The organism is uncultured Lacinutrix sp. (assembly GCF_947500605.1).
Classification (GTDB): domain Bacteria; phylum Bacteroidota; class Bacteroidia; order Flavobacteriales; family Flavobacteriaceae; genus Lacinutrix.
This window is the reverse complement of sequence record NZ_CANMSJ010000001.1, coordinates 424,079-438,178: the sequence shown is the minus strand read 5'-3', so window position 1 is coordinate 438,178 and position 14,100 is coordinate 424,079. Positions and strand designations below refer to the sequence as shown.

Below are 14,100 nucleotides of genomic sequence, written 5' to 3'. Positions count from 1 at the left end.
GCTCTTCAATTCTAAAGATTTATTTAGGTCTTTGGTAATCTAATCTTTCTTTTAACTTAGGAAAAGCATAACCATCTAATCCATTAATTGCAGTAACTTTCGCTTCAGATAGGTTTATAAAGCCATCATCAGCCACTATATCTTCATTTATATAAAGACCTTGTATTTCTCCTAAAACTAAAATGGTTCCGTTTTCTTTAATATTATATTCTCCAACAAACTTCATCTCCATTTGGATAGGTGAGTGCTTTACAAAAGGAGCAAAGCAGTTTTCTTTATATTCTGAAATTAGATTTGTTTTATCGAACTCTGAAATATCTGAATCGTATTTAGCCGAAGTATGATGCGCCTCTTTAAAATTAGATTCATGTACATGGTTTATTGTATAAACACCAGTCTCTTTTATATTTTTATAAGTATCTCTAGTAACCGTTGTTGGTCTACAAAAGAAGCTTAAAATTGGAGGATTAGAACCAACATGAGTTACAGAACTAAATATAGCAACATTTTCAATACCTTCCATAGATTTTGTGCCAATTAAGTTGGCAGATTTAAAACCAGAGCAACTATTAATAAGGTTTATTTTATAGAGATGCTGTAAATTATTAATGTCCTCTAAACTAAAATATGGCATTTATAATGTTTTATAATTATTGATTTTAATGTCTTGAGCTTTTAAATCGAACATTAAATTATACAACCCAAAGAACGTACGGTTTATATAGATGAAATGTTTAGAACCTCTATTACCATTCATTTTACGTAGCTCGGCGCTTTTACTGTATTTCTGACCTAACTCTGTTATTTTACCAAAGAATTCAGGGTCCGAAAAATCGAACGTTTCACTTTGTAACGGTTGTGTAAAGAGACTTAGCATTTCGTGAAATAAGCTTCTAAAAAACTCTAATTCTTCAGGCGAATCATCTTCACGTAAAATCTCTAATTGGTACATTTTAGTATTGAAAATTTCAGCATTATCAATACTTTCTCTCTGTGCTAATTCAAAATAAGGCACGTAGAATTCTTCTGGAATGGTTTTCATACAACCAAAATCTAAAGCAATTAATTCTCCTTTTTCTGAAATTAAGAAATTACCAGGATGCGGATCGGCATGTACTTTTTTTAATTCGTGCATTTGAAACATATAAAAATCCCAAAGTGCTTGACCTATTTTGTTAGCCTTTTCTTGATTGGTGTTGTGTGCAGTAAACTCGCTTAAATGCTCACCGTTCATCCAGTCCATAGTTATTATTCTTTCAGAAGATAAGTCTTCATAATACTCTGGAAATTTAAGATTAGGAATGTGTTTGCAAGCGGCAACAATCTCTTTACTTTGTGCTATTTCAAGTATGTAATTGGTTTCTTCAATCAATTTGTTTTCTACTTCCTTAAAATACTTGTCGCTATCTTTTCCTTTAATATTAAACATTTGTATAGCAATAGGTTTAACCATCGCTAAATCACTAGAAATACTATCTGCGACACCTGGATATTGAATTTTCACAGCAAGTTTCTTCCCATCTTTTTCTGCTAAATGCACTTGACCAATACTGGCAGCATTAACAGACGTTGAATTAAAGGTGTCGTAGATTTCGTTAGGCAATTTGCCAAAGTATTTTTTAAATGTTTTAATTACTAAAGGCGCAGAAAGTGGCGGTACAGAAAATTGCGCAAGAGAAAATTTTTCCACATAAGCTTGTGGTAAAATACTCTTTTCCATACTTAGCATTTGTGCCACTTTTAATGCACTTCCTTTAAGTTTTTTTAATCCGTCGTAAATATCTTCAGCATTATTCTCGTTTAATCGAGACTTGGCTTCTTCTTCAGTTTTAGTTAATTTATCTCCATAATATTTAAGATAGTTAACACCAACTTTTGCACCTGTTTGTACAAGCTTTGAAGCACGCTGAATTTTAGATGTCGGTATTTTGTCTATTGTTTTCAATAGTTTGTGTTTATTAAATTAGTTCATGTTTATTTTCTCTTTGAAAATAAATTTCCCAAAGTCTATTAAGCTTTTTAAAGGCGCAATATTTAGGACATCGAAACTGGTGTTAACAGATTTCTCTATAAAAACATCTGTTTTTTCGAAACTAGGAGAGGTATCGTCCATCCAAAATTTCATGGTCAGCAATAATTGTAACCAAGCCGATTCTGTAAGACCACGGTTTTGAATTTTATCTAAACGCTCTTCCTTAACATCTATTAATTCTATTCCTAAATCTAGAATATAATGTGTGTAGCTTGATTTTAATTCAGCTAAAGCTTTAAAAGATTTTAAACTATTTTTATGTTTATGTAAAGCATAAACTACATAACTTCTATTAGCTGTTAAGTTTTCGAAAAAAGTAAAGTAGTAGCTTAATAGCTTGTTTCTTGGCTCAAAATTTTCGTAATCTTCACTATTATGCAAAGCTGCTATTGTATTATCATGAAACGCTTTAAATACATGTTTTTCAACTGCTTCAAAAGAACCAAAGTGCTCGTAAAACTTAGATTCTTCAAAGTTATTATGCTTTGCAAAACTGTAAACCGATTTTGGTTGTTGATCATGTTCTAAAACATAATCCATGTAAAATGAAATGATATGATCTTGAGTAATATTTTTCTTTTTTGCCATCATATTTAGTATTTGATAGTATAAAGATACTAAATGTTTAACTCTTTTTAGTAATTGTTAAACAAAAATTAACGAGAGATTGTGAAATCCCATTCCAAAAGGTGTTAGAAAAGTAGGTTTCACTTCAATTTAATTATGTTTACTTTAAGGTTTTCTTAACAAATTAAGCAACTCTTAATTCGTAATTTTACTTTTTAAAATAACTCTAATCAAAAAAATATTATGAAAAAATTACTAATGATTGCATTGGTTTTTACAGCATCTTTTACTGTAAATGCGCAAATTGAAACACCACAACCAAGTCCATCTGCAAAAGTAGAGCAGAAGGTAGGTTTAACAGATTTTACTTTAGAATATTCTAGACCAGGAATGAGAGGTCGTACTATATTTGGAGACTTAGTACCTTACGGTAAATTATGGAGAACAGGTGCAAATCAAAATTCTATGATTACTTTTAGTGACAATGTTACTATTGGAGGAACAGAAGTAAAAGCAGGATCTTACGCTATTTTTACAACTCCAAATGAAAAGTCTTGGGATGTTGTTTTTTATGCAAATACAGATAACTGGGGAACACCAGCAAAATGGGATGAGAGCTTAGTTGCTGCCAAAGTAACTGTAGATGTTATGGAGATGCCAATGAAAATGGAAACTTTTACAATCCTTTTCGATGATTTAACTAACGATTCTGCAATGTTAGGTATCCTTTGGGAAAGCACATTTGTTGGTGTTAAAATAGAAGTTCCTACTGCTAAGAAAATGGATGCTAGCATCTCTAAAGTAATGAACGGACCTGGAGTATCTGATTACTATGGTGCTGCACGTTATAACTTAGAGTCTGGTGGCGATATTAAGCAAGCTGTTACTTGGATTGATAAAGCAATTGAAATGTCTAAAGACGATCCTAAATTTTGGATGTTACGCCAGCAGTCTTTAATCCATGCAAAAGCAGGAAACACTAAAACAGCTATAAAAGCAGCAAAAGCATCTTTAGCAGCTGCTGAGAAAGCTGGAAATGCTGATTATGTAAAAATGAATAAAGATTCTATTAAAGCATGGGAGAAAATGTAGTCTAAACGACTTAAATCTCTTTATTATTAGAATTTAATAATTAAAAAAGCGCAATCTTATGGATTGCGCTTTTTGCATTTTATTCGTTTCCTTCAAGGATGAATAATTCTTCTACAGGAATATTAAAAAGCTTTGAGAGTTTTAATGCAAGTACCGTAGATGGTACGTATTTGTTTTTTTCCATTGCATTAATAGTCTGTCTGCTTACACCAATCTCATCGGCTAAAGCAGCTTGTGTTAAATCATGAATAGCACGTTGTACTTTAATATTATTCTTCATCGCTATTCGATTTAAGTTTTATAAAGTTAAAACGGAAAACAAAAATGATTAATGGTGTAAACATGTTAAAGACTAAAACATTAAAAAAGGTTAAATCGAAAATAAATAACGTAGCTATAAGTAATACTATGTAGTTAATTATAAAAGCCCACACCAAAGAATCTTTTCTTAATTTATAAATAAATTCATCTTCAACTTTTTCTTTTGAAAAACCAATTATTAATCCTCCAATAATAATGGTAATAGTAACTAACTCGTTTGCAATACCTGTGTCGATAATTTTAAAGAAAGTCATTGATCCACTTCCAAGAAAACTTTTATTAAATAAAGAAAGAACTTTAAACTTTAAGGGTTCATAATCATATCCTTTAAATATAAGCACTAGACCAAATAAAATGCCTGTTATAAATAGAATCCAGCCTAATGGTTTAAACTTGTTTGGTAATAAATAATTTGATTTCATAATTGATTGTTTTTTGATTGTTAATAAATTGATTAATCAAATGTAAAACAAACTTTACATAATGACAAATAAAATAGACTTATAATGTTTTTTTTAATTATGTTAAGCACAAAAAAAATCGTCTAAAAATTAATTTTAAACGATTTTTATAATATTGAAATAGAAATTTAAAGTATAATAGTTAGCTTAATGTACCATATTAAAGTAATCTGAAATTCCACTTAAAATACTTTGTACAGCATAAGAAGCAAGTATCAAGCCCATAATTTTACTAATTACAGTTATTCCATAATCACCAATACTCTTTTGCAATTTATTTGCTGCTAAAAGAATTAAGCAAGTAAGCCCAATTACAACTAAAACTAGTACTGTAGTAATGGTTTGTTGTTGCAAATTATAGATATGGTTGTCGGTTAATAAAACAACAGCCATAATTGCACCCGGAGAAGCAATAGAGGGAATAGCAATAGGAAATATGGTTACGTGTTTGTAGTCTGTAATTATATTTTTTTCTTGCTGTGGTTTTCCGTCTCCAAAAATCATGGTTAATGCAAATAGAAAAAGTATAACACCTCCAGAAACTTGAAATGCATCTAAAGAAACCTTCATACCTTCAAGTATAAGTTGCCCAATAACAATGAAAAATAATAGAATTAAAAAAGCAATCACAGAAGCGCGTATAGCAATTTTCTTCTTATGTACATTATCGAATTCTTTTGTAGCTTCTAAATAAACAGGTATGGAGCCAATTGGATCTATAACTGCAAAAATGAAAAAAATAGAAGTTAGAATTTCAACCATAAAATTTAAAATATTTATTAATTAGTTTTTCCAATATAAGAATTTCTAGATTGTAATAAGCATGCAATCCCAATAACTATAACACATCCAATAAAGTTAAGCCATAAAAATGGCAGGTTTATTATTTCGTAATTATCTAAAAGGAAAAGTGTGATTACTAAAAACTGAGTAATAAAAGCAGCGACAAAAACAGCATTCGCTTTTACATGCTTAAAAAAGAATGCCAATAAAAAGATACCCAATACATTACCATAAAATATGGAGCCAATAATATTTACCAATTGTATTAAATTCTCAGCCAAATTAGCAACGCAGGCGACGACAATGGCTAGTATTCCCCAAAGTAATGTAAAATACCTAGATGCTTTTACCATTTCTTCCTCGGTTTTTTCTCCAACTCTATGTTTATATAAATCGATAGTAGTTGTACTTGCTAAAGCATTTAATTCGCTCGCAGTACTAGACATAGCTGCAGACAGAATTACTGCTAATAACAAGCCTATTAAACCTCTTGGTAAATTGTTAAGTATAAAATGAATAAATACATAATCCTTATCGTTGCTTTCAACCTTAACATTATTGGCATCACCAGCTTTATCAATTAAAGCTTTTGCTCTATCTCTTAAGGCATCGTTAGCGGTGTTAAATGAAGCTATACTTGCTGTATTTGTGCTATTTTCATTTAAAACAAAATTATTAATAGCTACTTTTTTATTTTCAAATAATGTTTTTTGTTCTTGTTGAATAGCCTTGTATTCGTCTGCATATTCAGAATTTAAAACCACTTCTGTAGCTGTAGGATTAAAGTTTACAGGCGCTTGGTTAAATTGATAAAATACGAATACCATTACACCAACAAACAGAATAAAAAACTGCATTGGTATTTTTAAAAGACCATTAAACATTAGGCCTAATTGCATTTCTCTAATCGATTTTCCTGATAAATAACGCTGTACTTGACTTTGGTCTGTACCAAAATAAGAAAGCATTAAAAAGGTTCCACCAATAATACCAGTCCAAAAAGTATAACGATTATTTAAATCGAAAGAAAAATCAAGTACCTCCATTTTTCCGCTAGCACCAGCAATTTCTATGGCTTTAGAAAATGAAATATCTTGTGGTAATTGATTTATTATTAGTACAAAAGCGATAATCATTCCTGTAAAAATCACCACCATTTGATGTTTCTGTGTTACGTTTACAGCTTTCGTTCCTCCAGAAACGGTGTAAATAATTACTAAAATACCAATAATAACATTTAGTAATAATAGGTTCCATCCTAAAACAGCCGATAAAATAATAGCAGGAGCAAAGATGGTAATACCAGCAGCCAAACCACGTTGTATAAGAAATAGAACAGCGGTAAGTGTTCTTGTTTTTCTATCGAATCTATTTTCTAAAAACTCGTAAGCCGTATATACTTTTAGTCTGTGGTATAACGGTATAAATACCATGCAAATAACAATCATAGCAATTGGCAATCCAAAATAGAATTGCACAAAGCCCATACCATCATTAAATGCTTGTCCTGGAGTCGATAGAAATGTAATTGCACTCGCTTGAGTTGCCATTACAGATAAACCAATGGTCCACCATTTAGACTGATTTCCGCCTTTTAAATAATCTTCTACGTTTTTACTTCCTCTGGTTTGAATAGTACCATAAATTACTATGGTTAGTAATGTTCCTATTAAAACAATCCAATCTAATGTTTGCATATATTAAAACGCTTTTGTGATTAGGTAGAACGCGATAATGTAAACTGCGTTTGCTACAAGAATTAATGTGTAGAGGTTATTCCACTTGTATTTTGGTTGGTTATCTTCCATATTAAAGGATTATTTTATTGTTACATTAATCATTGCATAAACGCATGATAATTATTTTTTGTTTGAATTAGAATCGTTCTTTTTAATACCATCATTAGTATCTATAATTATGGATATGAGATCTGATAGTAAACTAATAATTGGCTTTGCAATAAATCTAATAAAAGGTTTTAATACATACTCAATCATGTTATTATTAATCTTTTAATTCTTTATTCCAGATTCATTAGCGATATCTTCTTTTCCAATACTCAACATATTAGCAAACAATCTATAAGCACCAGAAACACCAGCAGGAAACTCTCTAAAGAAACTTAAACCTGTATAGATGTAATGTCCTTTTCCATGTTTTGCTACTAGTAAACTTCCTGTTTTTGCTGTTTCACCTTTATCATGCATAGATAGAATAGGAGTGAACTCGCTAGACCATTCTTTAGGAAAATACAAACCACGTTCTTGTGTCCAACCTTTAAAATCTTCTTGAGTAATTTTATTTGGGCTGTTTAGTACTTCGTGATTAGGATCTACAAAAGTAACATCTGCAAACTCGTCTGTAACTCTGTCTCTAGAAAGTGTTAAACTATAAGGTGCAATATTATCTACTTTAATTCTGTGGCTTGTATTGTATTGCACAATCATATTACCACCATTTTTTACAAAATCGAATAGCGCTTCTTGTCTATAATTTAAGGCTTCAACGGTGTTATAAGCTCTAATACCAACTACAACAGCATCAAATTTATTTAAGTTTTCAGGCGTAATGTCTTCTGGTGAAATAATAACGACGTTATATCCAATTTGCTTTAAGCTTTCTGGTACAACATCTCCAGCACCTTCAATGTATGCAATGTTTTCACCTCGCTTTTTAATGTCTAAACGTACAATTTTAGTTTCGCTTGGTAATAACACAGTTTGAAACGGAATATGGTCGTAATCAATCTCTATTAATTCTTTAGTATACACATTATTACCAATTGTAACTTTAGGAGTTATAGTGCCTTCATTTTGGTTTTTAGGAGGAATAATAGTAAAAATTACTGTTTGTTCTTGACCTTTGTGCTCAATGTTTATTTTTTGTTGCTTCGGAAAAACACTCCATCCTTTTGGGTAATTTAAGGTAATAGAACCTTCTAAATTATCACGGCCTGCTTTAACTACAACAGGTATTTCTTTTTGAGAATCGTTTTCGAAAATGATTACTTTTTCTGAAATTTTAGCTGAAGCTTCAGGAATAATCTCAAAAGGTTTATAAACTTCTCCCTTTACAGGATCGTTGGTTTTATAGATAATTGCTTTTGTAAAAGAAATAGGAGTGCCTTCAATTTTTAAATTGAATTTTACAGTTGCAGTTCTTAATGTTTCAGGTAAACCAATCCAATTTTTATTTTTCACCTTATACATTCCTAAAGTTCCTTTTTCTTCTAACCAGTATGGAACCGAATAATTGTCTTCGTTAGAAACGTAATATTCTAATGCTTCTTTTTTAGAAACATTATTAGCTAAAGTGATGTTTTTAGTGATTGTTTTTCCATCATCAGATTTAGTAAGTGATAGTAATTCTATATTTGAAGCACTTCTGTTTATTGCTTCAATATTTAACTGAATTTTATTGTTTAAAGTACTTGTGCTTTCCTTAGCTACAGCTTCTAAATACAATCCGCTACAAGCCGAGATAATGGCTTTTATTTCTTCAGTTTTAATTGTTTTCCAATGACTGTCTTCTAAATTTTGAATTAAAGTATAAGCACTCATTAACGCTTTTAAAGATGCTGAAGGATTATTAAAGTTATAATCTGTTTGTACTTTCTCTAATAGTTCACCAATTGCTTTTCCGCCTTTAACACGATTCCATGACGTATCTATACCATCAAAAACATTGTTTTTATCTTTTGGCATTTCACCTTTAACTAATTCTATATACTCTGTTTGTTCTCCACGAGTTCCAGTATTACCAAAACCTTGAGATTTATGCTGACTGCGACTTAAAGAAGCTATTTCTGTATTGCTTAATCCAGAACTTGGATAATATTCGCCAACATCAAAATTTAATAAATTAGATTTATCTGCTGCGTCAAATTTTTCTTGACTTCCGTAAAACCAATAAGAGGTATTAAAAAATTCTCGTTTGGGTTGCCAAGTGCCATATTGTTTTACTTGACTAGAATATGCAGTGGCATCACCAGCTAAATCGAAAGCTTCTACACTTAACATTGCAGAGCTTGTATGGTGTCCATGTGTAGTTCCTGGACTTCTATGGTCGAAACGATTAATAATTACATCTGGTTTAAATTGACGAATAGCCAAAACAACATCGCTTAATACTTCTTCTTTATTCCAAATAGCCAAAGTTTCGTCTGGATGTTTAGAGTAACCAAAATCGTTTGCTCTAGTAAAACGTTGTGTTCCTCCATCTGTTCTTCTAGCGGCAAGTAATTCTTGAGTTCTAATAACGCCTAAAAGTTCTCTAATTTCTGGTCCAATAAGGTTTTGTCCGCCATCACCACGCGTTAAAGATAAATAAGCAGTTCTTGCTTTTACATGGTTTGCCATGTAAGAAATAAGTCTTGTATTTTCGTCGTCTGGATGTGCTGCAACATATAAAACCGAACCTAAGAAATTTAGTTTTTCTATAGATTGGTATATTTCTGATGCACTAGGCTTTTTTGGTTGTTGAGCGAAACTATTTATTGAGAAAAGGCAAATAAATAGGAGTGAAGCAATAGTTTTTAACATTGTTTTTTCTTTGAATTGAACTCGAATAATGAAGAGTACTCAAATATAAACAATCACTGTTTTTAATCTTAAATTTTTGGTTTTCTTTAACTAAATGAAAAGACCTAGATTATCTTTTTTATAACACGCAATTTATGTGTGTGTATTTTAGAATCTACATTGTAAATACCAGAATGATCTAATCTATCTATGCGTACTTTTCCATGCGCATGAATAATGTAGTTGTCTTTCATTATAATACCAACGTGTACAATATTCCCTTCGGCATTATCAAAAAATGCTAAATCTCCAGGTTCACTTTCTTCAATAAAACTTAAAGCTTCTCCTTGTGTTGCTTGTTGTGAAGCATCACGAAGTAATTTGTAACCATTCATTTTATAAACCATTTGCGTAAAACCTGAGCAGTCTATGCCAAATGGTGTTTTGCCTCCCCAAAGGTATGGCGTGTTTAAATAGTTAAAAGCAGTAGTAATAAGTTCGCTTTTATCTTTCTTTCCTTGGGTAAATTCACCTTCAAAATTATGCTCTAAAAGAGATAAACCATTAAGTTGAGACCCTAAAGGAACAGCATAAAGTTGCTGATTTTTATCTTCAATAAATTCTATTAAATCCGAAGATAATTTTGGTGTTTCATTATGTAAAGTATCATAAGCTTCTTTGTCAATTTCAAAAAGCTGTTTGGTATCTATCCAACCTTCATATTTATCGAAAGCCAGTCGTATTTTACACCAAGATTTGCGCATCTCTGTAATTTTAAATATATCTCCATATAAAACTTGCGATACCAATTCACTGGTATCGCTAGCTTCAAGTCTTAAAGGGACAATGCTTAAATTACAAATGCCGTATTGCATTTATTATAATTGAATTTATGTTATTATTTAATGAGTAACAATTGAAAACTGTCTACTAATTTTAAGCGCGTTCTAATATTAATGCCGAAGCACCACCACCACCATTACAAATAGCAGCTGCACCAATTTTAGCATCGTTTTGCTCTAAAACGTTTAATAATGTAATTAATATTCTAACTCCAGAACAACCTAATGGGTGACCTAAAGAAACAGCACCACCATTAACGTTTACGTTACTATCGTTTAATCCTAATATTTTCATGTTAGCTAAACCAACAACCGAAAAGGCTTCGTTAAACTCAAAGAAATCTACATCTTTAATATCTAATTCTGCTTTGTTTAATGCTTTTGGTAAAGCTATAGATGGCGCAGTAGTAAACCATTCTGGTTCGTGTGCAGCATCTGCATAACCTTTAATTGTAGCCAAAACTTTTAAACCTAATTCGTCTGCTTTCTCTCTACTCATTAATACCATTGCGCCAGCGCCATCGTTAATTGTAGATGCATTTGCAGCAGTAACCGTACCTTCTTTAGTAAAAGCAGCACGTAAAGTAGGAATTTTATCCATTCTTACGTTTTTGTATTCTTCATCTTCTGTAACAATAACGTCTTCACCACGTCTTTGTGGTACAGCAACAGGAACTATTTCATTATTAAATTTTCCAGCTTCCCATGCAGCAGCAGATCTTTTGTAAGATTGCATAGCATAAGCATCTTGGTCTTCACGAGAAAACTCATATTTTGTAGCACAAGCATCTGCACTAACGCCCATTGCTTGTTGGTCGTAAACATCTACTAAACCATCTTTCTGCATACCATCAACCATTGCAGCAGGACCAAATTTAGTCGCGCTTCTTGCGTGAAAGTAATGTGGAATTAAACTCATGTTTTCCATACCACCTGCAACAACAATTTCTGCATCACCTAAAGCAATAGATTGTGCCGCTTGCATAACTGTTTTCATTCCAGAAGCACAAACCTTATTTATTGTAGTACAAGGTACAGTGTTAGGAATACCAGCAAATATTGCAGCTTGTCTAGCAGGAGCTTGACCTGTACCAGCTTGTACAACATTACCCATTAAAACCTCTTGAACTAATTCTGGTTTTAAATTAATTTTTTCCAATGCACCTTTAATTGCAATAGCACCTAATTTTGGAGCTGGAATTGTTGATAATGCGCCTAAAAAACTACCAATTGGTGTTCTTGCTGCCGATACAATAACTACTTCTTTATTCATTTTTGTGAGTCTTTAATTTTTGTCCTGCGAAAATAATGAATTTTTTGTGAAAAATTAGAGTGATATAATGATTATCACCAATTATTGAAATCATAATTTATTACATTTGAATTTAAAGAATAAATCTGATTTTGATAATGAAGGACTTAGTAAATAAATTTTATAAAAACCACGCTTTAGTTTACAAAGCAATTCTATTTATTGTTACTACATTTTTAATAGTCTATTTGTTTCCAAAAAGCGGAAAGTTTAAATACGATTTCGAAAAAGGTAAACCTTGGCAGTCCGAAACACTTTATGCTCCTTTTGATTTTGCAATTCAGAAAACTACAGATGAAATAGCAAAAGAAAAAGAAGAAATTGAAAAAACAGCAATAAAATATTTTAATATTAACGATGCAGTAAAGGCTAATGTTTTAAAAGAATACAATAGTAATTTTAATACTTCATTTCCAGATTCTTTGTACAATTCGGCTAACGAAATAAAACAATTTGGTAAAACATTAATTGAAACATTATATGAATATGGTGTAACAAACGAAGACGAACTTATAGCAAACAAAGCTTATGTTTCTATTTTAAATGATAGAGTAGAAGTTAGTAAAACAGATTTTTCTAACATTTACAAACAGTCGCAAGTAAGACCCAAAATAGACGAAGCTCTTAAAGTTAATAATTTAGAAGAATATGCAAAGCCATTGTCTATTTTGTTTTTCAATATTATAGTACCAAATTTAGAATATAACAAAAGTCTTTCGGATAGTGCGCTAGAAGAACGTTTAAATACTATTTCTCATACAAGAGGAAGTATAGAAAAGGAAACGCTAATTATATCTAAAGGAGAAATAGTAGAAGGCAATAAATTTTTAATTTTAAAATCGCTTGAGTCTGAATATAAATCTCAAGTCTGGAACGAATCGAATTACAATTTAATAGTCTTTGCGTATACCTTGTTAGTAGCGCTTGCACTATTAATGCTGCTTTTGTTTTTAAGAAAATATAGACTAGATGTATTTAATAATAATACTAAAGTTACTTTTATCTTTTTCAATGTACTATTAATGGTTTTACTAACCACTTTGGTAGTTAATTACGATTCAAAATACATATACATTGTACCAATAGCAATACTTCCGTTAGTTTTAAAAGCTTTTTTCGATGCACGATTAGGTTTATTTACACACGTAATTACAGTACTGCTTTTAGGTTTTATTGTACCTAATAGTTACGAGTATATGTTTTTACAAATTATTGCAGGAATTGTGACAATACTAACGGTTTCAGAATTATATAAACGCGCAAACTTGTTCATATCTGTAGGTCAAATAACCATGATTTACATTATAGCATACTTTGCCTTTTTTATTATTCATGAAGGAAGTATGGATACTTTAAAATGGGATACTTTTGGATTGTTTGTTTTATGTGGTTTAGCAACGCTTTTTGTGCAACCTTTAATTTATATATATGAAAAACTCTTTGGCTTAGTATCAGATGTGTCTTTACTAGAGCTTTCTGATACCAATTCTAAGCTTTTAAAACGATTATCTAATGAAGCGCCCGGAACTTTTCATCATTCTTTAAACGTTGCCAATTTAGCCGAAGCAGCAGCAAATGAAATAGGAGCAAATGCAATGCTAACTAGAGTAGGAGCTTTATATCATGATATTGGTAAAATGAAAAACCCTACTTATTTTACAGAAAACCAATCTTCAGGCTTAAATCCGCATGACGAATTATCTCCAAAGGAAAGTGCAACGGTAATTGTAGACCACGTTATTAATGGTATTGAGATAGCGAAGAAAAACAATTTACCAGATCGTTTAATAGATTTTATAAGAACACACCATGGTAATAGCAGTGTATATTATTTCTACATGAAAGAAAAATCTATTAACGAAGATGTCGATATAAAAGACTTTTCTTATCCGGGACCAAAACCTTTTAGTAAAGAAACTGCAATTTTAATGATGTGTGATAGTGTAGAAGCTGCATCTAAAAGTTTAAAGGAACCAACATCCACTAAAATCGATAATTTTGTGGAAAATATCCTAAATAAACAGATGGATGACGGTCAATTTCTAAATGCGAACATAACTTTTAAAGAAATTCAATCTATAAAAAAAGTGCTAAAGCGCAAGCTTGCAAATATTTACCATTTAAGAATTGAATATCCCGAATAATTTTTGAAAAAAAAGCAAAAAAAATG

The 14,100-nt window shown here is 31.0% G+C and carries 13 protein-coding genes; 2 read left to right on the top strand and 11 right to left on the bottom strand.

Annotated elements, in window-relative coordinates:
* Positions 1 to 19: 19 nt before the first annotated feature.
* From Q0935_RS01965 to Q0935_RS01955, 3 genes are read right to left on the bottom strand one after another with little or no spacing between them, the layout of a single operon-like run.
* The gene (locus Q0935_RS01965; RefSeq protein WP_299381907.1) at positions 20 to 634 is read right to left on the bottom strand and encodes a flavin reductase; all 615 of its coding nucleotides are present in this window, start codon (positions 632 to 634) and stop codon (positions 20 to 22) included.
* On the bottom strand, positions 635 to 1,945 hold the full coding sequence (locus Q0935_RS01960) for an AarF/UbiB family protein (protein ID WP_299381904.1): 1,311 nt from the start codon (positions 1,943 to 1,945) through the stop codon (positions 635 to 637).
* A gap of 18 nt (positions 1,946 to 1,963) precedes the next feature.
* A complete protein-coding gene (locus tag Q0935_RS01955; RefSeq protein WP_299381902.1) occupies positions 1,964 to 2,620 on the bottom strand; it encodes a TetR family transcriptional regulator C-terminal domain-containing protein in 657 nt (218 codons plus the stop codon).
* Between the two features lie 222 nt (positions 2,621 to 2,842).
* Here Q0935_RS01955 and Q0935_RS01950 point away from each other — a divergent pair, with 222 nt between their 5' ends.
* Positions 2,843 to 3,691, top strand: coding sequence for a DUF2911 domain-containing protein (locus Q0935_RS01950; protein ID WP_299381901.1), 849 nt, complete (start codon positions 2,843 to 2,845; stop codon positions 3,689 to 3,691).
* A 79-nt stretch (positions 3,692 to 3,770) separates the two neighbouring features.
* Here Q0935_RS01950 and Q0935_RS01945 read toward each other — a convergent pair whose 3' ends face one another.
* The 8 genes from Q0935_RS01945 to Q0935_RS01910 all read right to left on the bottom strand — a co-directional run bounded on the left by Q0935_RS01945 (position 3,771) and on the right by Q0935_RS01910 (position 11,891).
* A complete protein-coding gene (locus Q0935_RS01945) occupies positions 3,771 to 3,971 on the bottom strand; it encodes a helix-turn-helix transcriptional regulator (protein WP_299381899.1) in 201 nt (66 codons plus the stop codon).
* On the bottom strand, positions 3,961 to 4,434 hold the full coding sequence (locus tag Q0935_RS01940; protein ID WP_299381897.1) for a hypothetical protein: 474 nt from the start codon (positions 4,432 to 4,434) through the stop codon (positions 3,961 to 3,963). The genes Q0935_RS01945 and Q0935_RS01940 overlap by 11 nt, the downstream gene beginning before the upstream one ends.
* A gap of 186 nt (positions 4,435 to 4,620) precedes the next feature.
* Complete coding sequence (locus Q0935_RS01935; RefSeq protein ID WP_299382326.1) at positions 4,621 to 5,247, bottom strand: MarC family protein; 627 nt, start codon at positions 5,245 to 5,247, stop codon at positions 4,621 to 4,623.
* A gap of 5 nt (positions 5,248 to 5,252) precedes the next feature.
* Positions 5,253 to 6,953 carry a sodium:solute symporter gene (locus Q0935_RS01930; RefSeq protein ID WP_299381895.1) on the bottom strand — a complete coding sequence of 567 codons (1,701 nt, stop codon included), beginning with the start codon at positions 6,951 to 6,953 and terminating at the stop codon, positions 5,253 to 5,255.
* Positions 6,954 to 7,115: 162 nt separating this feature from the next.
* Positions 7,116 to 7,253: a hypothetical protein gene (locus tag Q0935_RS01925; RefSeq protein ID WP_299381893.1), complete on the bottom strand. Its 138-nt coding sequence runs from the start codon at positions 7,251 to 7,253 to the stop codon at positions 7,116 to 7,118.
* 15 nt (positions 7,254 to 7,268) lie between these two features.
* The gene (locus Q0935_RS01920; RefSeq protein ID WP_299381891.1) at positions 7,269 to 9,797 is read right to left on the bottom strand and encodes a PIG-L family deacetylase; all 2,529 of its coding nucleotides are present in this window, start codon (positions 9,795 to 9,797) and stop codon (positions 7,269 to 7,271) included.
* A gap of 104 nt (positions 9,798 to 9,901) precedes the next feature.
* Positions 9,902 to 10,651: a C40 family peptidase gene (locus tag Q0935_RS01915; RefSeq protein ID WP_299247514.1), complete on the bottom strand. Its 750-nt coding sequence runs from the start codon at positions 10,649 to 10,651 to the stop codon at positions 9,902 to 9,904.
* Positions 10,652 to 10,712: 61 nt separating this feature from the next.
* Positions 10,713 to 11,891, bottom strand: coding sequence for an acetyl-CoA C-acyltransferase (locus Q0935_RS01910; protein ID WP_299381889.1), 1,179 nt, complete (start codon positions 11,889 to 11,891; stop codon positions 10,713 to 10,715).
* 137 nt (positions 11,892 to 12,028) lie between these two features.
* Between Q0935_RS01910 and Q0935_RS01905 the strand changes: the two genes are divergently transcribed.
* Positions 12,029 to 14,074 (top strand): HDIG domain-containing metalloprotein, encoded by a 2,046-nt coding sequence (locus Q0935_RS01905; RefSeq protein WP_299381887.1) that lies wholly within the window; start codon positions 12,029 to 12,031, stop codon positions 14,072 to 14,074.
* Positions 14,075 to 14,100: the final 26 nt, after the last annotated feature.

What these genes read in the sequence shown, in the direction of transcription:
- Q0935_RS01965 (WP_299381907.1), bottom strand. Translation starts at nt 634, where the DNA reads ATGCCATATTTTAGTTTAGAGGACATTAATAATTTACAGCATCTCTAT.
- Q0935_RS01955 (WP_299381902.1), bottom strand. Translation starts at nt 2,620, where the DNA reads ATGGCAAAAAAGAAAAATATTACTCAAGATCATATCATTTCATTTTAC.
- Q0935_RS01950 (WP_299381901.1), top strand. Translation starts at nt 2,843, where the DNA reads ATGAAAAAATTACTAATGATTGCATTGGTTTTTACAGCATCTTTTACT.
- Q0935_RS01945 (WP_299381899.1), bottom strand. Translation starts at nt 3,971, where the DNA reads ATGAAGAATAATATTAAAGTACAACGTGCTATTCATGATTTAACACAA.
- Q0935_RS01940 (WP_299381897.1), bottom strand. Translation starts at nt 4,434, where the DNA reads ATGAAATCAAATTATTTATTACCAAACAAGTTTAAACCATTAGGCTGG.
- Q0935_RS01930 (WP_299381895.1), bottom strand. Translation starts at nt 6,953, where the DNA reads ATGCAAACATTAGATTGGATTGTTTTAATAGGAACATTACTAACCATA.
- Q0935_RS01925 (WP_299381893.1), bottom strand. Translation starts at nt 7,253, where the DNA reads ATGATTGAGTATGTATTAAAACCTTTTATTAGATTTATTGCAAAGCCA.
- Q0935_RS01920 (WP_299381891.1), bottom strand. Translation starts at nt 9,797, where the DNA reads ATGTTAAAAACTATTGCTTCACTCCTATTTATTTGCCTTTTCTCAATA.
- Q0935_RS01915 (WP_299247514.1), bottom strand. Translation starts at nt 10,651, where the DNA reads ATGCAATACGGCATTTGTAATTTAAGCATTGTCCCTTTAAGACTTGAA.
- Q0935_RS01910 (WP_299381889.1), bottom strand. Translation starts at nt 11,891, where the DNA reads ATGAATAAAGAAGTAGTTATTGTATCGGCAGCAAGAACACCAATTGGT.
- Q0935_RS01905 (WP_299381887.1), top strand. Translation starts at nt 12,029, where the DNA reads ATGAAGGACTTAGTAAATAAATTTTATAAAAACCACGCTTTAGTTTAC.